The sequence below is a fragment of the Vibrio sp. EA2 genome, from assembly GCF_033042495.1.
GTDB lineage: Bacteria > Pseudomonadota > Gammaproteobacteria > Enterobacterales > Vibrionaceae > Vibrio.
Genome location: NZ_JAWLID010000002.1, coordinates 470,374 through 492,804, shown reverse-complemented (window position 1 = coordinate 492,804; position 22,431 = coordinate 470,374). Strand labels below are relative to the sequence as shown.

Annotated in this window: 17 protein-coding genes; 3 read left to right on the top strand and 14 right to left on the bottom strand. The window is 44.6% G+C overall.

The annotated features are described in order from the left end of the window. Window position 1 precedes the first annotated feature (1 nt). The 7 genes from RXX31_RS06515 to RXX31_RS06485 all read right to left on the bottom strand — a co-directional run bounded on the left by RXX31_RS06515 (window position 2) and on the right by RXX31_RS06485 (window position 8,252). The gene (locus tag RXX31_RS06515) at window positions 2–586 is read right to left on the bottom strand and encodes a chromate transporter (protein WP_264906004.1); all 585 of its coding nucleotides are present in this window, start codon (window positions 584–586) and stop codon (window positions 2–4) included. Window positions 587–612: 26 nt separating this feature from the next. Then, window positions 613–1,482: a DUF5718 family protein gene (locus tag RXX31_RS06510; protein WP_317588268.1), complete on the bottom strand. Its 870-nt coding sequence runs from the start codon at window positions 1,480–1,482 to the stop codon at window positions 613–615. Window positions 1,483–1,486: 4 nt separating this feature from the next. Beyond that, window positions 1,487–2,710 carry an allantoate amidohydrolase gene (locus tag RXX31_RS06505; protein ID WP_317588267.1) on the bottom strand — a complete coding sequence of 408 codons (1,224 nt, stop codon included), beginning with the start codon at window positions 2,708–2,710 and terminating at the stop codon, window positions 1,487–1,489. 23 nt (window positions 2,711–2,733) lie between these two features. After that, window positions 2,734–3,963 (bottom strand): alanine--glyoxylate aminotransferase family protein, encoded by a 1,230-nt coding sequence (locus RXX31_RS06500; protein ID WP_317588266.1) that lies wholly within the window; start codon window positions 3,961–3,963, stop codon window positions 2,734–2,736. Further along, window positions 3,963–5,528, bottom strand: a complete 1,566-nt coding sequence (locus RXX31_RS06495) for a gamma-glutamyltransferase family protein (RefSeq protein WP_317588599.1) — start codon at window positions 5,526–5,528, stop codon at window positions 3,963–3,965. The genes RXX31_RS06500 and RXX31_RS06495 overlap by 1 nt, the downstream gene beginning before the upstream one ends. A gap of 2 nt (window positions 5,529–5,530) precedes the next feature. Continuing rightward, on the bottom strand, window positions 5,531–6,712 hold the full coding sequence (locus tag RXX31_RS06490) for an amidase (protein ID WP_317588265.1): 1,182 nt from the start codon (window positions 6,710–6,712) through the stop codon (window positions 5,531–5,533). A gap of 100 nt (window positions 6,713–6,812) precedes the next feature. Beyond that, a complete protein-coding gene (locus RXX31_RS06485; RefSeq protein WP_317588264.1) occupies window positions 6,813–8,252 on the bottom strand; it encodes an NCS1 family nucleobase:cation symporter-1 in 1,440 nt (479 codons plus the stop codon). Window positions 8,253–8,590: 338 nt separating this feature from the next. On the opposite strand from RXX31_RS06485, the gene RXX31_RS06480 reads away from it, so the two are divergent. The 3 genes from RXX31_RS06480 to puuE all read left to right on the top strand — a co-directional run bounded on the left by RXX31_RS06480 (window position 8,591) and on the right by puuE (window position 11,234). After that, window positions 8,591–9,262 (top strand): GntR family transcriptional regulator, encoded by a 672-nt coding sequence (locus RXX31_RS06480; protein ID WP_317588263.1) that lies wholly within the window; start codon window positions 8,591–8,593, stop codon window positions 9,260–9,262. Window positions 9,263–9,268: 6 nt separating this feature from the next. Then, entirely contained in the window at window positions 9,269–10,000 is a 732-nt protein-coding gene (locus RXX31_RS06475; RefSeq protein WP_317588262.1) for an aspartate/glutamate racemase family protein, read from the top strand. Window positions 10,001–10,304: 304 nt separating this feature from the next. Next, entirely contained in the window at window positions 10,305–11,234 is a 930-nt protein-coding gene (gene puuE, locus RXX31_RS06470) for an allantoinase PuuE (RefSeq protein WP_317588261.1), read from the top strand. 122 nt (window positions 11,235–11,356) lie between these two features. Here puuE and RXX31_RS06465 read toward each other — a convergent pair whose 3' ends face one another. The 7 genes from RXX31_RS06465 to melB all read right to left on the bottom strand — a co-directional run bounded on the left by RXX31_RS06465 (window position 11,357) and on the right by melB (window position 22,370). Beyond that, window positions 11,357–12,820, bottom strand: a complete 1,464-nt coding sequence (locus RXX31_RS06465; protein WP_317588260.1) for a glycoside hydrolase family 32 protein — start codon at window positions 12,818–12,820, stop codon at window positions 11,357–11,359. A gap of 182 nt (window positions 12,821–13,002) precedes the next feature. Then, window positions 13,003–14,658, bottom strand: coding sequence for an ABC transporter ATP-binding protein (locus RXX31_RS06460; RefSeq protein ID WP_317588259.1), 1,656 nt, complete (start codon window positions 14,656–14,658; stop codon window positions 13,003–13,005). 22 nt (window positions 14,659–14,680) lie between these two features. Beyond that, window positions 14,681–15,760: an ABC transporter permease gene (locus RXX31_RS06455; RefSeq protein WP_317588258.1), complete on the bottom strand. Its 1,080-nt coding sequence runs from the start codon at window positions 15,758–15,760 to the stop codon at window positions 14,681–14,683. Window positions 15,761–15,769: 9 nt separating this feature from the next. After that, window positions 15,770–16,768 carry an ABC transporter permease gene (locus RXX31_RS06450; RefSeq protein WP_317588257.1) on the bottom strand — a complete coding sequence of 333 codons (999 nt, stop codon included), beginning with the start codon at window positions 16,766–16,768 and terminating at the stop codon, window positions 15,770–15,772. Between the two features lie 49 nt (window positions 16,769–16,817). Beyond that, complete coding sequence (locus RXX31_RS06445; RefSeq protein ID WP_317588256.1) at window positions 16,818–18,863, bottom strand: ABC transporter substrate-binding protein; 2,046 nt, start codon at window positions 18,861–18,863, stop codon at window positions 16,818–16,820. Window positions 18,864–19,569: 706 nt separating this feature from the next. Then, window positions 19,570–20,688 (bottom strand): carbohydrate porin, encoded by a 1,119-nt coding sequence (locus tag RXX31_RS06440; protein ID WP_317588255.1) that lies wholly within the window; start codon window positions 20,686–20,688, stop codon window positions 19,570–19,572. A 302-nt stretch (window positions 20,689–20,990) separates the two neighbouring features. Further along, on the bottom strand, window positions 20,991–22,370 hold the full coding sequence (melB, locus tag RXX31_RS06435; protein WP_317588254.1) for a melibiose:sodium transporter MelB: 1,380 nt from the start codon (window positions 22,368–22,370) through the stop codon (window positions 20,991–20,993). Between the last annotated feature and the right edge of the window lie 61 nt (window positions 22,371–22,431).

The following is a 22,431-nucleotide window of genomic DNA, read 5'->3' as shown; positions in this document are numbered from 1 at the left end:
CTTATCCCTTTTTATTTTCTGGTTTTAGATTTTGCTCAGCCGCACTAGGCTTTGGGTCTGGTTTCACCAATACTGCAAGTAGCACTGCCGCTACAACCAGCCCCGGATGAACACCCAATACCACAATAAACAAAACAGACAGCGCAATACCAATACCGGTTGCAATTGCACCAAGTGCTTTATATCCCTTGAGCAAGAAATCATAAGTCAGCTTGGCCATCATCCACGACACAACCGGTAAAACCCCTTGAGCCATACCCGCTACCCATGGCTTATCGCGGTACTCGTTGAGTAAACCTAAACCCGCAATCATGACGATAATCAGTGGGATAATAGTCATGAAAACTGCATTGATACAGCCTATCTTGCCACCCACTTTGTAGCCAATATAACCCGCCATTTTTGTCGCGATCGGGCCAGGAAGCGTGTTGCCGATGGCGAGCACGTTGGCAAACTCATCGTCACTCATCCATTTATAATTGTCGACCACTTCTTTATGAACCAAAGGGATCATCGTGGGGCCGCCGCCGAATCCAAACAAGCCAATGCGAAAGAATGCGCTGGCCAGGTCTCGTTGTGTCTTCATCGTTCTTTGTTACCTTGCTAATTATTTTATTGTTTCTTATAAACCGTTTGCTCTAACCACATCATACTCGAAGCAGTTACCCACTGATCTTGTGGACAGTCTATCATGGCCTCAATATCACTTAACTGGTGCTCTCTGTCATCGTATACACAAACAAATACCCGGTCACCGTCAAGCAACTGATGGTCTTCACCGTATGTTGTATAACACGGTGCGCCAATCGCAATAGTAATTTCACTGGGTTGATTCGCTTCAACGAACAAACTGTGTGTATTATGCATCGCACCATCATCGGCTTGGTGATTGATCGTCTCCACCAACCAATCCGTCAGGGACTGGTAGAAAACGTTATATTCCGTCACCGACACATCTTGACTGCACAAGTGCCATTGCCCATTGCGACTATGAAAGCCGCACAATCTGAGATGATCAAGCGGTGTCTGCTCAGAAAATGAGTCAACAGGAAGTTCTAGTTCGGCAATACCCTTACTAAAAGCCCCCCAGTTTTTCTTCTCAGCCAGCTTAGATACCGTTTTATTGCGGTATGTTGCGTCATTGATTAACGTCAGCGCAAAAGGGGTAAGAGCGGCAATCTGGCCTTGCTCTGTATAGGTAACGCTGCATTTAATCGCAACCTCAGGCTCCATCTGAACCTTGGCATCTTGCTCTTCAGGCAACACCAATTTAGATGAACTGAAAGGCATCTGCCCGAGATAAGAGTCGCTGAGCTGACGAACAAACATAGGAAACAGCGCTCGTGGGCGCTGTGCTTCCTGATGTACCTTTTTTTGTTGCTCGCTAAACGCAGAGATCTCTCCGGTCTGTGCCAGATAACCCGGAGAATTCCCTGCAATGCCGAGAACGACTGAATGAGTCAGTTCTTGTTTCGTTTCCATCCGCTTACTGCTCCTGCTGGGCAAGAATCATTTTTGTTAAACACTGCAGAGCAACCGCTACATCATCCTCTTGAACACTTTCCAGAGGATTATGGCTGATGCCTTTATCACAACGGACAAACAGCATTGCAACGTCTGTTAAGTGCACCATCGCAAGTGCATCATGCCCGGCACCACTTGGTAGAAATACTGGTTCAGATTCTGTTACTTGCTCAACAATATCACCCCACTGGCTTTGCAATGAAGCGTTACACGGCACGGCACTCGCTTGGTACAGTAGTTTATCCGAGAAGCTTACTTCACGGCGCTCAGCGATCGCGTTAAGTGACGTCAGTAGGTCGTCACAAGCACGCTCAAGATCTGACTGTTCCAGGCTTCTAACGTCTAAAGTAAAGTTCACCTCACCAGGAATAACATTCACAGATCCAGGTGCGACTTCACACTTACCGACTGTCGCTACGACATTGTTTTCGCTGCCATATTGCTCAATCGTACTGATCATTTCAGCCACAGCACACAAGGCATCCAAACGCATGTCCATTGGAACTGTACCTGCGTGACCTGCTAAGCCTTTTACCTGAAACTGGAAACGTTTCGCACCCGCGATACCTGTCACCACACCAACAGGTTGGTTCTGAGCTTCAAGTACCGGACCTTGCTCAATGTGTACTTCCAGGTAAGCCAACACGTCATCTGACGAACGGCTATCCTTGCCAACCTCTTGCGGAGATAGGCCAAATTCAACCATAGCCTGTGACATTGTCACGCCATCTTTGTCTTTCAGGGACAGCCAGTTTTGGTCAAATACACCCGCAACTGCACTCGAACCAATCAATGTACTGTTGAAACGGGTGCCCTCTTCATCGGCAAACGCGACAAGATCGACATGAAATGGCAACTCAACATTCTTGAGTTGCTCCAACGAGGAAATACCAACGAGTATCCCCAGGTTTCCGTCATATTTACCCGCATCTGCAACAGTATCGCTGTGAGAGCCGATAATTAGCGTTGGCATGGTAGGGTTGGAAGATACCTTCCTTCCCCACTGGTTCCCAACACTGTCCTGCCATGTTTCAAGCCCGGCTTGCTGCATCCATTCGCCGAGTTGATGGTGCGCCTGCTTATGCTCTGGCGATAAGTAAGTACGCTTTAATCCATCTTGCATCGAGGTAAACGTAGCCAGTTGATCGGCACGTTCCATAATGCGTTGGGCATCCAATTTGCTCATCCTTGATTCACCCTCCAATGGCGTTAAACATATTTTTCCATCGCGGCAATCACTGCTTGGCCCGGAATGATTTTGGCTTTATTGCGAATAAGGATGGCTTCCAGTGCAGCAAGCGTGGTTAATACCGCTTCTTGGCGTGCGTTGTAGCCCATGGTACCGATGCGCCAGATTTTGCCGTCCAACGGACCAAATGACGTACCAATCTCAATGCCAAAACTATTAAGTAGTTCCTGACGTACTTTGTTGCCGTCCACTTCTTTAGGAATGTAGACACCCACAACGTTGTTCATTTTGTACTTTTGGTTACCAAACAGTTCTAGGCCCATCGCTCGCAGACCGCATGCCATCGCATCACCCGCTTGTTTGTGGCGAGCAATCACGTTATCCGCGCCTTCTTCAAGGTAGACACGTGCACATTCACGCGCGGCGTAAAGCATACTGGTTGCTTCTGTGTGGTGGTTAAGACGCTCAGGACCCCAGTAATCCATGATCATCGACAAATCGAAGTAGTTAGAACGAATGATTTCTTCTTCACCAGCGGTGTGGTGATCTGCACGAATGCCTGCTTCGACGTGTTTACGACGGTTGATCAGGTCCGCACATTGATCGCTCAACGTAATTGGAGAACTACCAGAAGGACCGCCAAGACATTTTTGTAGGCCAGCCGAAACCGCATCAAGATTCCATTCGTCAACTTTAAGTTCATTACCAGCAATCGATGCAGTGGCATCACAGTAGAACAACACGCCATGACGTTTACAGATTTCACCAAACTCTGCCAGAGGCTGATTCATGGTTGTTGAAGTATCACCTTGTACCGTCGCCAGTAGTTTTGGCTGAAACTCTTTGATCGCTTTTTCAACCAGTTCCGGTGGACACACTTCACCCCATTCAACATCAATGGTTTTAACTGTTGCGCCAACACGATTCGCGATTTCACTCAACAGGTGGCCAAAACGACCAATAATTGGGATAAGTACTTTATCGCCCGGCTTAATGACTGACACAAGTACTGCTTCGATGCCTGAACGTGCCGTACCGTCAACCAGCATGGTTTGTTGGTTTTGTGTTTCGAATACACCGCGATATAGCGACTGAACTTGCGTCATGTAACCCGTCATAACCGGATCATACTGACCGATTAAAGCCTGTGAAATGGCTTGGTGCACACGTGGATAGGCATTAATTGGGCCAGGACCCATCAACAAACGTTGTGGTGGGTTCAAAGTTTCAAATAGCGTTTGAGTTGTCATTATCTCTCTCCTAAAAATATATCGCCATCGCTGCGAGGGTCACTCGTTGCGTCTGCCTGTCCTTGCTGATCTAGGGTTATAGCTCCCGCGTGTCCCATCAGCTCACTCAAGTTTTCAACCTGAGTCACTTGGTGGCCCATCTGCGTTAATGTTTGCCCGTATTCGCTGTACAAGTCTTCTTCAAGTCGTAAATTGTTTGTCGCATCACCCCAAGTTCTGCCCAGTAGCCATCGTGGCATAGACACCGCTTGTTGCAGAGACATGTTCTGGTAAATATGGCGGCTGAATAAACACGCCTGAGTTTGTGGTTGCCCTTCTCCGCCCATCGTTCCGTACACGATGCGTCGACCATCTTTAAGCTCAGCGTAAGCTGGGTTCAGTGTGTGGAACGGCTTTTTGCCAGGTACTAAAGCATTGTGATGTTCGGCATCCAGAGAAAAGCTTTTGCCTCTGACGTTCCACATAATCCCGGTTGAAGGAAGTACCACACCAGAGCCAAACTCCCAGTAAACACTCTGGATAAAACTCACCATTGTGCCATATTGGTCTGTTGCACCCATCCAGATGGTGTCACCCGGTTTTGCCTGATAAGGCCATGGCTGAGCTTCGGTTAATGAGATACGCTCTGCGCACTCTGCCACCACACTTTCATCTAAGTACTCTTGCAGTGGCTTAGTTAAATAGCGCTCATCGGTGACCACTTTGTCACGAATAATAAATGCCTGTTTCGTCGCCTCAACCAATAAGTGAACATGGTCCAGTTCCGAACTTGCTTGTGATGCTAAACGATCGTATATCGCTAAAATTAATAACGAAGCCAATCCTTGAGTCGGTGCACCCAGGTTATAAAGCTGACCTTTTGAGGTCTCAACGTTTAAAGGCGCTGAAACCCGTGCATCATGTTGGTGAAAGTCTTCAATCGATAGCGGGCTTCCCGCCTCTTGCAGTTCTTTCGCTGCCAGTTCTGCAATTTCACCTCGGTAGAAATCATCCAATCCTACCTCTGCCAATCTTTCTAGCGTCTTAGCCAGTGCCGGGTTAGCTACGGTTGCACCAAGTTTTAGCGTCTCACCGTTATCGAGAAACAAACGGCTGAATTCGGCTTCATCTTTTAAGCGCTCAAACGTTTTTACGCTCGCATCGACAAGACTTTGTGTTACTTCAATACCGTTTCGTGCCGCGTCGATAGAAGGTTGCAAAAGAGTACTTAACGGGAGTGTTCCACCATTAATTTCCAGCGCTTTTTGCCAACCAGCGATTGTGCCTGCCATGGTAATACACGCTTCACCACCTTTTTCAGGCAGTTCGGTACCCAGTGAGCGGTAGTAATCCGGATCGGTAGAGAGTGCTGCCGCGCCACACGCATCGATGGCAACTGGCGCTTCACCCGGTTTACTGATTAACCAAAAACCGTCACCGCCAATACTGTTCATATGCGGGTACTGCACTCCAATCATTGATGCAGCCGCGACCATTGCTTCAGAAGCCGTTCCGCCTTGTGCTAAGATTTGTTTTCCCACTTCAGTTGCTTTGTGATGTGGGGCGGTAAATGCGGTTTGAAACACCATTAAGACTCTCCTGTTATTAAAGTCGACGCTGTCGCAATCAGAGTGTATTCACTATTAGCAGAACCCAGTAATGACACACCACAAGGTCCATTCGTTAGACTGTTCATTGGGATATGAAGTTGAGGGAATCCACTTAAACCCGCGAGACTGGTTAGCCCCATAAGATCAGAGCGATATTCCGCTAAATCTGCGTCTGGAGTCGCGAGCTTAGGTGGTTTTCCTGGAGTGGTAGGTAATACCCATAACGTTTCCTTACCCGCCAGTTGCTCAGCTAGCCAGCTGGTAAACTTCGCTTGTTGTTCTTTCCCTTTACGATAATCTTGAGCCGAAATGGTACGCGCCCATACAACTCGTTCTTGTATTGCTGGTGCCAGCGTATGTTGCCACTCATCAAGCCACGCGCTGTGGCGAGCAATTATTTCGTAACCTTGTATGGTTCGGAATAATGCGCTTAAGTCGACAAGGTCATAGCCTGCGTCTTGCAGAGCATTGCTGTATTCAAGCTGAATATTTGCACTGTCAGCCCACTGCTTCAGTTCCTCTAGTCGTTCATTTCCCAGAGTTTTTGACAAGCTTTGATCCAAAATCAGGGTTTTCGCGACAGTTTGAGCCTGAGTTTCGGGGCCAAGACATGCATACACGTTTTCCAGCATTGATAAGTCTCGGCTGAATACACCTGCGGTATCGAAGCTTTCAGCCAGTGTGAAACTGCTTTCTAGTGACAACTGACCCAATGTTGGGCGTAAGCCGAAAAGGCCGCAGTAACTCGCTGGAACACGAACCGAACCACCAGTATCTGTTCCGATAGAAAAATCAACGTCACCTTTTGCTACCGCGACAGCGCTACCGCTTGAAGAACCACCAGGTAAACAGTCAGGCGCTAAAGGATTAACTGGCGTTCCATAGTGAACGTTAATACCATTCAGGCTGTAAGCTAGCTCATCCGTTTGAACTCGGCCTTTGCACTCTGCTCCTGCATTTAAAAGCGAGATGATGAGTGGCGAAGTACTTTCTGCTTTGCTGTGAGTTTCCAACCACTTAGGGTTTCCTGCACCAGTAACGAACCCTTCAACATCAAAGAGATCTTTAAACACAAAACTCAACCCATTCAGTGAGCCTGGCTGTAAGGCCGGAAGATAGTCTGGCCCTTGGGTACAATAAATACGTTGATCGATTTCCATTCTTCTCATTCCTTTGAAGTAAACAAGCAACCTGAGTTACTTGTTTACTTTGTCTTTAAGTTGGCGATTTAATTCAATTTAAAGCCACACGTAAAGTTCTTTATTGTTGCTTTGCTAGAGCTGCCTTTGATACCCAAAACAATTTATTTTGCATCAACTGTTTGTACACCACAGCTGAAATGAAACCACCGATAAACAACGCGTAGTTCGCTAATTCCGTGACAAAGAAGGTCGCAATAATGGCAGCAACACTTGCGATTACTAGCGCATAAACACTGTTCATGTTAACGCCGTTTTTGTACCAGTACTGACCTTGTGGTGATTCAGTGTAAAGCGATGGGACATCGATTTGTCCTTTCTTCACAATGAAGTAGTCAACGATGATGATGCCGTATAGTGGACCAATCATCGCAGCCAGAACGTCAACTGTGTAGTGAATCACTTCAGGGTTATTAAACAGGTTCCAAGGCGTCAGCAGGATTGAACCAAACGCTGCAATGAAACCACCCATTTTAAAGCTGATTTTCTGTGGTGACACATTCGAGAAGTCAAATGCTGGTGCAACAAAGTTAGCCACAATGTTGATACCAACTGTCGCGAAAATAAAGGTCAATGCACCCAGAACAGTAATCAAGCCAGAGTCAAGACGTTTAACTGTTTCAACCGGGTCAACAATCATCTCACCGAAAACTGGAATCGATGCTGATACAATCACCACACTGAACAGAGAGAACACAATAAAGTTCAGTGGCAGACCTAACAAGTTACCAAGCTTCAAGTCTTTGTAGCTTGTACAGTAACGAGAGAAGTCACTAAAGTTAAGTGTTGGGCCTGCAAAGTAACCTGCAACCAATGCTGTTGCGATGATCATTTGAATGATTGCGTCAGAACCTACCAGTGTTTCTTTACCAAGATTAAAGCTGATGTTCTCCCAGCCTGCCAGGTTGATCATGTATGCACAAAGCGCGAACATTGCAATGTAAATCGCCGGGCCAGACCAATCAATTACTTTACGAATCATGTCCATACCGAACATAAATACGATAGCTTGCAGTACCCACATCGAGCTAAAGCCAACCCAACCTAAGTAAGATAAACCCAGGAACGAGTCGTTTGCTAAACTCTCCATCGATGGGAAGAAGTACAGCAGCAAGATAATGAACGAACTTGACGCTAAGTAAGTTTGAATACCGTACCAAACGACGGCAATAATGCCTCGAATCACGGCTGGAATATTCGCACCAAACACACCAAACGACATACGAGCGACAACAGGGAACGGTACACCCGCTTTCTGTCCTGGTTTACCCATCAAGTTGGCAAATACTAATACAATTGAAATACCAGCCAGCAAGCTAATGAATACTTGGATACCATTTAGTCCAAGCGCAAATAAACTCGCGGCAAATACATAACCCCCTACACTATGCACGTCCGACATCCAAAAAGCGAAGATGCTATACCAGCCCCACTTCTGTTCCTTCTCTGGCGCCAGGTCCTCGTTGCTTAGCCTTGGGCTAACAGGTAATTCCTTTTTCATGTGTTTATCTCCGTTACTAATTGTATACAATCCCTAATACAATTAGCGTGCCAATTATGAAAAACCCTGTCACACAACGAATTAATGAAATTTGCCCTATAAAAACGCCCCTGCAGCGCACCAGATTTGAACATCGTGCATCTTTTTGGTGCTACAAGCAATGCATATATACTCAACTTACCTGTCTTTATGGTCAAGTAATTTGAATAGATAAACATTAAAGAGGCTAGAAATGGCAAACATTTAGATTAAGATTGTATACAATGATGCATGCACAGTTGTTTAGTGGTATACATATTGCTTTATTGAGTTGGATAAAAAATTTGGGTCGATTACCTATGTCAAACGATGAAAAGATTTATCAACAAATATTGAAAGCAATTGTTGAACACAAACTTGAACCCGGAGAGCGTCTTCCTGAAGACAAACTCTCAGAAGCTTTTGGTGTAAGCAGAACGGGCATTCGAAAAGTGTTGCAACGATTAGCGCTTGAACGATTTGTGGTTATTCAACCCAATAAAGGCGCACACGTGAACAGCCCTAGCAAGCAGGAAGCTGAAGAGGTACTGAATAGCCGCATTCTACTTGAGCCACTATTGATCAGTGACATTCTTCGTAACTGGGATGATAAGAAGTCTAATTATTTACGCTCCATTGTTACTCAGGAAGATAAAGCGACCCAACATGGTGATTTAGCCGAATCTATCCAGCTGACCGCTAAGTTTCACTATGAACTGGCCAAACAATCGGGTAATTCCGTATTGGCTGAGTTTGTTGAACAGCTTTGTTACCGCTCTTCACTGGTTATTGCTGCGTATGGCTCAAAACATAGCGTGAGCTGCGATTGTGGGTCTCACTCAGAACTTATCGATCTGCTCGACAACTTTCAGGATGAAAAAGCTCAGCAATGGATGGAGCATCACTTGGTGGTGATCAAATCGTCATTGGAGTTGGAATCGAAATCTAAAGAGCCGGTTAATTTTCATAAACTTTTTTGCGAAACGGACTAATACAAAATGAAAATCAATTTGATCAACCCTAATACTTGTCAGGGAATGACGGACAAAATCGCGATTAGCGCACAAACCGTTGCCTTACCTGGCACAGAAATCATCGCGTCGTCACCAGTTAACGGTCCGGAAAGCATTGAATGTGCATTTGACGAAACCCTTGCTGCTGCTGCGCTCCTTGATGTGATTCGCTCTGGCGAAGAGCAAGGTGTTGATGCACACATTATCGCCTGCTTCGGTGATCCGGCGCTTGACGCAGCACGTGAGATCGCGACTAAGCCGGTGATTGGTATTGCCGGTGCAGCGTTCCAGCTAGCGAGTTTAGTGTCTTACCGCTTTGGTGTTGTCACGACAATGAGCAGAACGTTGCCTGCCAGTGAACATCTTCTACAACGATACGGTTACCATCATTTATGCAGCGGTGTTCGAGCGACAGATATTCCGGTATTGGAACTTGAATCTCTAAGTATGGACACTTATCAGCTACTTGCTGAAGAATGCCGTAAAGCAATCAAAGAAGACGGTGCCGAAGCCATCGTACTCGGTTGTGCTGGCATGTCTGACTTAGCCAACGAGCTTGCAGAAGAACTGAATATACCTGTCGTTGATGGCGTTGCTGCAGCAGTGAAGCTTGCTGAGTCACTGCACCAACTCAACCTAGTGACATCGAAAAGTGGTCAATACGGCGCGCCTTTGGTGAAGCCAATCCACGGTATATTCAAGCACTGGTCTAAGTAATAAATAAACACAGCAGCCATCGGATGCTGAACGTGTGACGAGACAATGAGTTTGAAGTTTCTAATTTTTGCTCATCTCGTCATTCCAGCGAGCCTTGGCGAGACTAGGAATCTAATATCAGCCTGCTGCGATATTTTAAAGCTGTCCTAACATTGAGGCTCTCTTAAACTAGATTCTGAATCACGCTCCTGCGTCGCTGTTCAGAATGACGGAATGGTTTGAATATGTTGCTTTGTATTAAGCGGGCGATATTAAAAAGCCATCCCACACTTCACTAAATATTAGTAATATCAAGGTTTACTTTATGGAAGAAAATAACCCTCGCGACTATATCGGTTACGGAAGAGATAACGTTCCTCACGCCAACTGGCCAAATAACGCTAAAATTGCGGTGCAGTTTGTCCTGAACTATGAAGAAGGCGGAGAAAACTGTGTGCTCCACGGTGACGAGCATTCAGAAACATTCCTATCTGAAATCGCGGGTGCGGAAGCGTATAAAGACCGACACATGAGCATGGAGTCACTTTACGAATACGGCTCCCGTGTTGGTGTCTGGCGTATCTTAAACGAATTTAAACGTCGTGAGCTTCCACTAACTGTGTTTGGCGTTGCCACTGCACTGCAGCGTAACCCAGAAGTTACCAAAGCGATCGTTGAAGAAGGTCATGAAATTGCCTGTCACGGTCTTAAATGGCTGCACTACCAAAACACGCCAATTGACGTTGAACGTGAACACATGATTCAAGCGCTGGATATCATCGAAGAGCTGACAGGCACTCGCCCAATTGGTTGGTATACCGGACGTGACTCACCGAATACACGTGAACTTGTCGCCGAACAAGATGGTTTGCTGTACGACTCTGATTATTACGGTGATGACCTGCCTTTCTGGACACAAGTGTCAGATAAAAACAATGCAGACAGCACACGCCCACACCTTGTGGTTCCGTATACATTAGACACTAACGATATGCGTTTTTCCTCCCCTTACGGCTTTAGCCACGGTGACGAGTTTTTCGAATATCTGAAAGACCACTTCGACTGCCTGTACGAAGAAGGGGCTGAAACTCCGAAAATGATGTCGGTCGGTTTGCACTGTCGCGTGGTTGGTAAGCCTGGTCGTTTTAAAGCGTTAAAACGTTTCTTAGATTACATTCAATCTCATGACGCGGTTTGGGTAGCAACCCGTGAAGACATTGCAAGACACTGGATTGAGAACCATCCACCAGCATAAATGTTTACGCTTGGTAACGTCTAAGGGATGTAATTAGACGCAACACCTCACTCCCCCTTAAGCGACAACGCACCGAGAGCTTTAGTACCCTTCGGTGCGTTTTTCTTTATTCCGGTTTAATATTACAAATCGTCGTTTGCAACAAAACTCAGGTTGGTCACCGTCACTTCACCTTCAAGGCATCGTAACTGAAAACCTCTCACCTCCGCCGCAAAACTCAAGTCTGTGATGCAATACTCGCCATCTTGTAACAACAATTCACTTGAGCATCGGTCAATAACCGCCGTAATTTGAATGCTTTCGGTCTCTGGCATGTCCAAATTCACTTCGTGACAAAAAGCATTTTGATAGTTTTCCTCACCTTCTACGTCAATCGTTCTGTTGCTGGTAATCCGATAACCTTCCTCAAGACGCTGCAAAGTATAAACCAGGTACTCAGTCCCCAACGGCGCTAACGTAATTGCACTTCCTTTACTTAAGATCAATTCCCCACTGAGTACGCCAGCTTGATAATCTTGAGTGATGGATAAGCTATCTCCTGTACCTAGCGCTTTCTCTTGCACCGCAGTGGTGCTTTGCGGTTTAAGCCACTGTTTCGGTAAAGAAGATAACAAACGCAAGCCTGACTGGGTTTGCGATAGTTTTAAATCACGAGGAACACTCATTGCGCTTCGCCACGCTTGCGTAGGCACGTCGTTCGCATACAGCCAGTTACTCATCCATGCAATTGACGTACGACCGCCATCTGTGACATCAGACCAGGTTTGAGCAGCATAATAGTCTCTACCATAATCAAGCCAAAGAACGGTTTCTGCATCGTGGTGGTTGGTAAAGCGTTCACCATCAAATTGGCCGATAAAGTATTGCGTGCCCGAGCCACCTGCGTGACTGCAACGTTGCACACCGACGATTAATACCCAATAACAAATCTCGGAGCCTTCTAATTGGATTGGGAATAGATCCGGACACTCCCAAGGCATCTCATCATGCTTGCCTTCATTCAAACCAAAGTTGGCCGTTTTTTCCCATTGATTAAGATCTTTAGAACGATAAAAACCAACCTCCTGCCCTTCCGTCACGACCATCACCCAGTGCTGGCTTTGCTCATGCCAAATGACCTTTGGATCGCGGAAGTCTTTTAACCCCGGGTTAGGCAATATCGGATTATCGGCAAGTTTATTCCAACTAAAGCCACCATCTTTGCTGTAAGCAAGACTCTGCATTTGTTCACTGTCTCTGCCGTCATCATGAGCAATACACGCAGTGTAAAACGTCAGTACACCCGGCTGTGCTTCGTTATCAAACAGTCCACTGGTATTACGCCAATCCACTACAGCACTGCCTGAAAAACACATGCCTTTTTCATCTGGGACAAGCGCTGGTGGTAAGTGTTGCCAATTACGCAGGTCTGCACTCACTGCATGTCCCCAATGCATCGGTCCCCACTTATTCGCATAAGGATAGAACTGATAAAACAAGTGGTATTCATTATTGATGTAAACCAAGCCATTTGGATCGTTCATCCAACCAAATGGTGGCGTAAAGTGCATTGCTGGACGAAAAGTATCTTTTGCTAATTGTTGCATGTTATTTATTTCCGGGGTTTAACCTTTACTATTTAAATAAAACAGAATAACCATCCTAGTTATTCTTAAATTTATTTAAGGAATAAGTGCACGTTAAATTTATCCTTTAAATAAATTCAACGTGCAGAATAACGATCATCTTTAATATAAAAACAGGATGAGAAAATTCATTTAAATCATCTTTACGCTGCGATTTCAAAAGCTGCTTTTATTAGTTTTTGTGTATATTCCATTTGTGAATTTTCCAGCACATCAATCGTTAGGCCTTCTTCTACGACTTCTCCATGCCTCATAACCAGGACTCGATGACAAAGCGATTTCACCACTCGTAAATCATGACTAATGAATAAGTAAGAGATGCCCCGTTTTTGCTGCAGTTGCTTAAGTAACTGGACGATCTGGTTCTGAATGGTTAAATCCAGAGCCGATGTCGGCTCATCTAATAAAATCACTTTCGGATCAAGTACAAGCGCTCTTGCAATGGCGATCCTTTGACGCTGTCCACCTGAGAACTCATGTGGGTAGCGGTTGAGAATATTAGCCGGTAGCCCAGCGTCCAATAACGCTTTTTCCAATTTAAGCAGACGTTCACTTGGATCGGTGCATAAACCGTTGACAATCAACCCTTCTTCAAGAATTTGCTTTACCGATAGACGCGGGTTTAATGATGAAAACGGGTCCTGGAATACAACCTGAAGCTCTTTGCGTAGAACACGAAGTTGTTCATCGGTGATAGTATTCAGGCACTGCCCGTCATAGGTAACTTTTCCGTTAATATCCCCTGAATTGAGTAACTGAAACATCGCCATCGCGAGAGTCGTCTTGCCAGAACCACTCTCACCAACAATGCCCAATGTCTCACCGCGTTTGAGTGAAACGGAGATATCATCGACGGCTACCAGTGTTTTCTCAGGCTCACGACTAAACCAACCTTTCTTACCTAATTTAAACTCAACTCTCATCTTGTCAGCATGCAAAATGACAGGAGACGCCTGAGGAACAGGTGAAGCGACGCCTTTTGGCTCTGAGTCGATCAGCATTTTAGTATAAGGATGCTCCGCTTTGGTGAAGATATTCTCGGTTGCCCCATGCTCCACCACTTCACCACGCTTCATCACGTAGATGTAGTCTGCAAATTGGCGAACAATGGTTAAATCGTGAGTGATCAGTAATACACTCATGCCCGTTTTTTCTTGCAAGTTCTTAATTAGACGTAAGATATTGGCCTGAACCGTTACATCCAGTGCTGTCGTAGGTTCATCAGCAATAAGTAAGTCTGGGTTATTAGTCAATGCCATCGCGATCATGACCCTCTGACGCTGACCACCAGAAAGCTGATGAGGGTATTGATCGAAGCGTTCTTCCGGATGCGGAAGCTGTACCGCTTCAAAAAGCTCAATCGTTTTCTTTTTCGCTTCAGCTTTAGAGATTTTCTGGTGAATCAATATCGCTTCACTGACCTGTTCACCAAGTGTGTAAAGTGGGTTTAAAGAGGTCATTGGCTCCTGAAAGATCATCGAGATCTTATTACCTCGTAGCTTCAATAACTGGCGCTCGCTTGCAGTAGTAATATCGATATCGCGATAATTTACTTTGCTTTCCTCTCCAACTTGAGCGTGTTTAGGTAATAGCCCCATCAGTGAACGAGCTGAGACCGATTTACCGGAACCACTCTCACCCACCAGCGCGACCATTTCTCCCGCTTTAATATTGTAACTAACCCCATTCAGTGCTTGCACCAAACCATCTTCGGTTTTGAAGCTCACATTAAGGCCTGCCACTCTCGCTATGGTTTGTCTGTTAGCCGCTTGACTATCAGGTGTATTTCTATCTTGCATCATATTTCCTCAACATCAGCGGTTAATTAGAGTACGGGTCAACGGCATCACGCAGACCGTCACCAAGTGCGTTAAAACCTAATACAGCAACTAAGATGAAACCAACGGGATAAAGCAGCCATGGGTAAGAGCCTATGGTCTGGAATTGCCCGGCAGCATTGAGCAGTGAGCCCCAGCTAAACATAGGTGCTTTTACACCAACGGCTAAAAAGCTGAAGAAACTTTCGGTGAGTACGATGGTTGGCAACATAATTGTCGCAAGTACCACCACGTTACTGGTGACGTTAGGCAAGATATGACGCAGTACAATACGCATATCTTTTGCACCCACTGATTTCGCGGCGCGAATGTAGTCCAGGTTACGCATCGAGAGGGCTTGAGCTCGAACCTGACGGGCAACGAACGCCCACTGTAGTGACGACAGGATCACGATGAGCATAATAAATACGCTCAATGAATCGGCAGTTTTAGGCAACACAGCAATCAGCGCTAAATAAAGTGGAACGGCTGGAAATGCTAAAGCCAATTCCGCAATACGCTGTACAACGAAGTCAAAGCGGCCACCATAATAGCCAGACAGAATACCGACGACCGTACCGACAGAGACCACAACGAATACAACCGTAATCGCAAAGATCAAAGTAATACGACTACCGAAGAAACAACGAGCAAGCAAGTCACGTCCCAAGTTGTCTGAACCAAGTAGAAATAGTGGTGAGCCGTCTTCTAAACCTACCAAATGAGTATTGAAGCTCATCCCCAAAAACTCGTACTCCCAGCCCTGATTAAAGAAAACTAATTCAACACGGCTGTCTTTATTTTCTGTGATGACAGGTAAAAACGTAACTGGGTCAAGATCCACGACCTTCTCATAGACGAATGGACGTAAGTGAAAATTACCTTCAGAGTCGAAGAAGTGAATATTCGCCGGTGCATCATAAATATTTTCGCTAAAACGAACCGTTGGATCGTTAGACGAAAAGAACGGGGCAAAAATAGACGTCAGGCCAAGAAGAGTGAGCAGAACCAAACTCATCAATGCCATTTTATTTCGTTTGAAACGTATCCAAACTAAGCTCGAGTAACTTTGTGATTGTTTCATGAGTACTACCTACGATAAGCGAATTCTTGGATCTAAGATGGCTAGCAGTAAATCGGAGATTAAATTACCGATGATGAGCAAAGCCGCCACTAGCAACATGATGGTGCCGATAACATACGTATCCTGCTCTGCCATTGCAGAAATGATCAGAGGACCAATGGTTGGAATACCAAGCACCATCGCAGCCTCCATTTCCCCGGTAATCATGTAAGGCAATGCGACACCCTGATAAGAAATCAAACTATGTAAGGCATTCGGTACGGCGTGTTTATAAATAACTTTGCGTTCGCGTAACCCTTTTGCACGAGCCGTTTCGATATATTGCATTTTTAAAATATCAAGCAAGTTACCGCGCATTAGTCGAAGGTTGAATGCCATACCACCGAAGGCTGCAATAAAGATTACCGGCCAGATGTGAGCCAAGGTATCGAAAAACTTATTCCAGGACATCGGTTCAAATAGATATTCAGGAGAGTTCATCGCGCCTATCGAGCCAATGTCCCAAGCAAATATCATGAAATAAACGATAATAATAGCCATAACAAATCGAGGGACAGTCATCGCAATAAAGGACAATAACGTCGCCACTCTGTCCCCGATTCTGTTTTGGTTAGTCGCAGCAAATATCCCCGCAAACACACCTAATAGAGTCGCACCAATATGACACCCAAGGGCGATAAAAATCGTTCGTGGTAAACGTTCACCAACAACGTCCATAACGGGTTTGTTGTAAGCAAATGAGTAGCCAAAATCAAAGTGGAAAACGATATTTTTTAACCAGTTAGCGTACTGAGTAAGAACCGGTTCGTTTAAGCCATAACGCTCCCTGGCGGCATCCGCTAACTGCTGAGCCTGCTCCGGAGAAGCTCCGCCCATAGAAATCGCTTGGTTTTTAATTAAATCGCCGTAATCTCCATCTGGCAGTTGGATGATGACGAAAGTGATAGCACTAAGCACAAGCAGTAAACCGATAGTGCTAAGTATCCGTTTAGTAATAAATTCAATCATGTTACATCCCATATTCAGGCGGGAGATTGCTTCCCGCCTTGTCCTTATGTTACTTGTACTCAGGAACCGTGTGTGGCTGCAGTTCTTTTAGCTGCTGATCTTGTGGTACCCAAAAACGCTCACGCATTACGGCATCTTCAGCCCACTGATATGCTATTATTGGCGCATTAGGAACGTTCTTAATACGCTTATTGACGAGTAAAGCCCCCGGATAGGCGACCAAGCCAACGTGATAGACATTCTTGGTCATTTCATGGTTTAACTGGCCGATAAGATCCGCTTGTTTTGCAGCATCTCGTTCGATGAATATCTCATGCGCCAAGTTAACCATCTTCTCTTCAAATGGCTGAAGTACCTGCGGTTTATTTTCGGTGCCTCGGTGCCATATCGGACCGCTCTCCGCAATTGGTGCTAACCATTCCATACGTTGCATAGGAACGATTAATTCTTTGTCACTACGGTTTAAACGCCAGTCAAAATCACCCGAGTCACGCGATGAGTCACCCTGGACGCTATCGAGTATCCTTGGGATCAATTTGATGCCAATATCTTCCATCATGGAAACCAGGTTTTCATTGAAGACACCGTCTGCCGTGCCGTTGCCACTATTTATAACAATCTCAACGTCATCGCCGTTGTTCACCTCTTTAGGGAAGTTCACAACACCATTACCATCGGTATCAACCAGCCCTAACTCTGCTAAGTATTGCTTGGACAAGCTTGGGTTATATGGGTAATAAACAACATCATCTTCACGGTAAAACGCCGTTTCCGGATGCAAGCCACCGGCATATTCAGCCGTAAACGGACCTTTCACCAGCGCTTGACCTAAGCTCTTTCTGTCTATCGCATGAGAAATCGCTTTACGGAATTTTAGGTCTCGATTCAATTGTCGAATGGCCGCTTCTCGGTCATCGCTGACAGATAATGTCGGGTTCATGTTCATCTGAATCTGGAACGCCAGGTTACGCGGCCCAAACATGGCTCGGGTTGGTGAATTAGGCGCAGCAAGCTTGCGTAGCGTTTCAATGTATATCGGTGGGTTTTCCATATTGGAAAAATCCGCACTGCCTGACATGGTCTCTAGAGTTCGTGATTCCCAGGTAGAAAGCTTGTAACGCATTTCGTCGATATAAGGCAGTTGATTACCCGCTTCATCCACTTTCCAGTAGTAAGGGTTACGGCGCAGAACAATAATCTGATCGTCTTTGTAACTTACCGGCACCCATGGTCCCATCGTCACAGTAGGCACTTCATTAGCAGGTAACGCGTTGCTAAAATCTTCAAATGTGACGTTATCGTTATATTTCGGATGAAGTGGTTTGAGAATATGTGCAGGCCCCGGACAGAATGTCATAAAGGCCATGTTATAAAGTGCCTGATTTTGAAACGCTTTATCGAAATGCCAGCGAATGGTGTATTCGTCAACGATCTCTAGCTCAGCACCCTCACCTAACGCATTTTGCGAAGAGAAAGAAGGTACTCTTGGCTCTAAAACCGTATCTTCCCAGTAAAAGCGTACATCTTCCGAGGTAAATGGTTCTCCGTCTGACCATTTAGCTCCTTTAATCAGATGCATGGTTAACGCCTTACCATCTTCAGACCATTCCCAGCTTTGCGCCAGATTCGGAAGCACTTCTAATTCATCAGGTTTAATCTGATACATTGGACCGGTGCGAGTTAAACATTGCTGCACGACATAATTGATACCGCCCCACCCTTGAGAGTGTGCAGCCGACCAGTTCCAACCCTGTGGTCGGCCACCAATAACATGACGAAGAACGCCACCGTAAACACCAACGCCATCAGGCATAGATGCGGTTTTTAATACCATTGGGACGTCAGGTAAACGTTGTTCAACTGGCGGCAATTTTCCGGTTTTAACGTAATTATCGGTAAGCCATTGAGGCTCAGCGTAGTGGTCAAGTTTTTTGAACTCAACAATTTGCTCAGGTGAAAAATATTCAATAGATAAGCGATTTGGTATTTCCGCAGCTTTGGGAATTTTTGTCGCCCCTTCTGGCAGCGTTTCCGATAGTGCTGGAAAGCATATGCATACAATTGAGAGTCCTAATAAATGCTTCTTATAATTCATTATGCACAGTCCTTTAATATATAGATGGTAGAGTACGTGTTATTTCTTTTTTGTTTACTCAACTCAAATTATCCGACTCTTGAATAATCATCAAACCCAGTTCTGTCCTCACATCACCAATTCTTACTTTTCAAGAGTAATTAAACAAAATCCTTATACGCACGACATAGCAAACCTTACGCCTAACCAAAGCCAAGTAATTGAATCTAAACACTTGAGTTTAGCGACAGCTGCTAACCGTATTAACCTCGCTTTTTATTCTTACTTTTTCATACACACAATCATGAAAACCATACGTAGGTCACACTATCTTTTATCTGGAATAGTCAGATTTATTATCATTATTGATGAAGGTAACCTAGCCTCTTCCAGCAACTAGCTAATTGGAATGTGGTATAGAAAAATAATAGACCGATGTACACAGTTCGGTGCGGTTATATCCTGAAAATGTCTGATATCCAAAGTGGATGTTGATGCTTTAGCTAATTTATTGGAGATAGCCAGAAAGGAATAAGAAAGTTCGGTAATCAGTCCATTATAAATAAGAGCTTAATGCCTATATAAGCACCATAGTGAATAGGACAATGAGATAAAAATTCGTTGCAGTGTGACTTTAGCTTCAGATAGTGACGGCGAGGAGAACAAGCCATAGCTAATACCCTAGCAGGCATTAACTATGGCTGAAATTATTTATACCCAATCACATTTAGAAAGCATAGAACAGACGGATTCGAGCCCCGAAATCGTCATCTTCTTTGAAGTCCTCATCAGATTGTGTCTGAGTCAGCTTATTCGAAATACAGGTATAATATGAACCAAGCAGGATATTGAAATCTTGAACATCTAGTACATCATTGAATGCATAAGATGCGTAAACTGTAGAGACTTCAACATTACCATCCACCCAGCCAGAAAGCTCTTTGTTTTCGTATTCGTTGTCTGCGTAAACATAGCCAATACCGACATTATTCCAAAGCGCGTTTACGCCAGTACTAAAGTTGGTTTCATCGACTGCGTCTAGGTAAGCCACATTGACATTAACCGACCAACCATCGTTAGACCAGTTACCCGTGACGCCATAGCCAGTACGGTCAGAGATATCAACACCATTTGCCACAACAGCATTAGAAACTAAATTTGTTTCCATCGCGGCAGCAATGCGAAACTGGCCTAAATCGTAAGCGATAAGAGGACGAACTAAAAAAGAGTCTTTGCTTTTATCGATTTCATTGCCATGATACGTGCCATCAACACCATCCCTAAACAGGTTGGAGCGATCGCCCATCATAGAACCCAGTTCAACATAGAGGTTGCCAAACGTCTGGTGATACATCAATTGACCATCAGACCCACGACCACGCGCTTCTTTCAGTTGGTAAGTGTAGGCCCAGCCATCGGTGTAAAGGTCATTAGACGTATCACCCGAATATTCGAGGAATACATCCAAACCAACAGGGAACATATCTGAGCCCTCAAAACGACCGGCTTTGATCGCCCAACCATCTTTTTTGCCAAACTCAAAGTAAGCATCATCTAAAACCACATTGCCCGTACTTTCAAATAGTGGTTGTGCCTTAACACCGACAAAATAATCTTTATCTGTGTATTTTTCGCCAGCAAACTCAATCAGCACACGGCCATCCTGGTTAAATTCTTGGTCACCAGATGCGTTTGACTCACGGTCTCGGTAGTTAAAGTTTAATTCGACATTACCAGCAATTGAGAAGTTGCCTAATTCATTATCAATGATCTTAACACCAGCATTTGCTTGCAATGCAAAAGAAACACAGACAGCGCCCAGAGATAGTTTAAATGTTCTGTTCATAATTTACCTATATTTGTTTTTATTAAATCGAGGAATTTAAACAATATAAATCCCGCCCTTTCTTTAAAAAGACAATTGTTCCGTTACTGAATTAGCTTTAGTTACTGTTAATAATTTATTTCTAATAAAATAATTTATTAAACTCTACACCTAATAAAATTAATTAATAATAAATAATTAAACAGTATTTATATAGTGAAAGTTCACTATTAATTGGTTTAGATAAGGTACTCGATAGATTATAAGTTTGTTATCCTTCTCCTCAATATTATTTGATTAGGGGGAATTTACGATTTATTCACTTAGTTGCTAAGCAGTATTGGTCGTTTAAATCCATATCGCTCCATCGCCGTTTCAATTTTATTTTTATCGAAGCCATCATGAAGGCGATAGAATTTACGGTAAACAACCAAACTGGCTATCATTAATAACGTCGGTAGCCAAATCATCATGAATTCCAAACCTGCAATGGTTTCGCTACTTTGAACTTCATTAGGGATATAGCCAACGAATGACAACCCAACACCTACAATAAACCCACCGGCTGCACCTGCAAACTTAACCAACATGGTTTGTACTGAGAAGATCACACTCTCGCTTCGGTGACCTGTTTTATATTCTCCATAATCGACAACATCAGCCAACATTACGGTCTGAAGTGCATTTACAATGCCCACACCATAGGATTTAGCGGCAGCTCCCATGGCTATCAGAAGTACGCTACCAGGGACAAAGGCACGCATTAGATACAATAGAACACAAGATAATATCGCAAGACCACAAGCAATTAGCCAAAGGTTTTTACGAGGGAATAACTTTGCTATATAAGGGAAAGTAATGACACCGATAAATTCAGCAATCCCTGACACCATCATATAAGTAGAAAACAATTCAGCCTTATTCAAAGCATAAGTGAAGTAGTAGATTGCAAAGCCACCAAATATCATATTGGCAATTTGGAACGTCAATACTGAACTGATTAATACTTTGAGCTGGTCATTAGACTTTAAAATATCACCCACATCTTTTAAGTTAAATCTTTCCGTGGTTTTATCAACGGTCACACTCTCTTTAACATTTCTTGCGACTAAGAATGCACTCATAATAAACAGTACCGCAATTAATATCGCGAGGTTGGAGAAGCCTTCTCCCTGATCTCCATTACCTAACTTGCCAATGATAGTCAGACCATAAGTACCGGTTAAAAACCATGCAAGACTGGCAAACATACGTGGCCAAATGACGAGTTTCTCTCTTTCCTGACGAGAGCTCGACAGCGCAGGAATCATCGACCAATACGGAATATCCATAATCGTATAGGTCAAGCCCCACAAAATATAGGCAGCCGCTGCATAGATATAAAGCGGCGTGCCTTCAAAAGTATGCGTACGGAATAAAGCGATCAAAACGACAGCATTTAAAAGTGTACCAATGACGATCCAGGGACGAAACTTACCAAATCTTGAACGTGTGTTATCAACGACCATTCCCATCATTGGGTCAGTGACGGCATCAATGATTCTCGCCGCTAAAAAGATAGTACCGATAAAGCCTGCCGAGAGACCCGCAACATCGGTAAAGTAAAACATTAAAAAGATATAAATTGGTGCACAGGCAAAATCTTTACCTAATGCTGCAAGTCCGTAGGATGCTTTGGTTTTTATCGTTATTTGATTAGACATGTTACTACCCTGTTCTTTGTCTTCGGTATATTTGACTACCAATGACACGTCATTGATAGCC

What these genes read in the sequence shown, in the direction of transcription:
- RXX31_RS06515 (WP_264906004.1), bottom strand. Translation starts at nt 586, where the DNA reads ATGAAGACACAACGAGACCTGGCCAGCGCATTCTTTCGCATTGGCTTG.
- RXX31_RS06510 (WP_317588268.1), bottom strand. Translation starts at nt 1,482, where the DNA reads ATGGAAACGAAACAAGAACTGACTCATTCAGTCGTTCTCGGCATTGCA.
- RXX31_RS06505 (WP_317588267.1), bottom strand. Translation starts at nt 2,710, where the DNA reads ATGAGCAAATTGGATGCCCAACGCATTATGGAACGTGCCGATCAACTG.
- RXX31_RS06500 (WP_317588266.1), bottom strand. Translation starts at nt 3,963, where the DNA reads ATGACAACTCAAACGCTATTTGAAACTTTGAACCCACCACAACGTTTG.
- RXX31_RS06490 (WP_317588265.1), bottom strand. Translation starts at nt 6,712, where the DNA reads ATGGAAATCGATCAACGTATTTATTGTACCCAAGGGCCAGACTATCTT.
- RXX31_RS06485 (WP_317588264.1), bottom strand. Translation starts at nt 8,252, where the DNA reads ATGAAAAAGGAATTACCTGTTAGCCCAAGGCTAAGCAACGAGGACCTG.
- RXX31_RS06480 (WP_317588263.1), top strand. Translation starts at nt 8,591, where the DNA reads ATGTCAAACGATGAAAAGATTTATCAACAAATATTGAAAGCAATTGTT.
- RXX31_RS06475 (WP_317588262.1), top strand. Translation starts at nt 9,269, where the DNA reads ATGAAAATCAATTTGATCAACCCTAATACTTGTCAGGGAATGACGGAC.
- puuE (WP_317588261.1), top strand. Translation starts at nt 10,305, where the DNA reads ATGGAAGAAAATAACCCTCGCGACTATATCGGTTACGGAAGAGATAAC.
- RXX31_RS06465 (WP_317588260.1), bottom strand. Translation starts at nt 12,820, where the DNA reads ATGCAACAATTAGCAAAAGATACTTTTCGTCCAGCAATGCACTTTACG.
- RXX31_RS06460 (WP_317588259.1), bottom strand. Translation starts at nt 14,658, where the DNA reads ATGCAAGATAGAAATACACCTGATAGTCAAGCGGCTAACAGACAAACC.
- RXX31_RS06455 (WP_317588258.1), bottom strand. Translation starts at nt 15,760, where the DNA reads ATGAAACAATCACAAAGTTACTCGAGCTTAGTTTGGATACGTTTCAAA.
- RXX31_RS06450 (WP_317588257.1), bottom strand. Translation starts at nt 16,768, where the DNA reads ATGATTGAATTTATTACTAAACGGATACTTAGCACTATCGGTTTACTG.
- RXX31_RS06445 (WP_317588256.1), bottom strand. Translation starts at nt 18,863, where the DNA reads ATGAATTATAAGAAGCATTTATTAGGACTCTCAATTGTATGCATATGC.
- RXX31_RS06440 (WP_317588255.1), bottom strand. Translation starts at nt 20,688, where the DNA reads ATGAACAGAACATTTAAACTATCTCTGGGCGCTGTCTGTGTTTCTTTT.
- melB (WP_317588254.1), bottom strand. Translation starts at nt 22,370, where the DNA reads ATGTCTAATCAAATAACGATAAAAACCAAAGCATCCTACGGACTTGCA.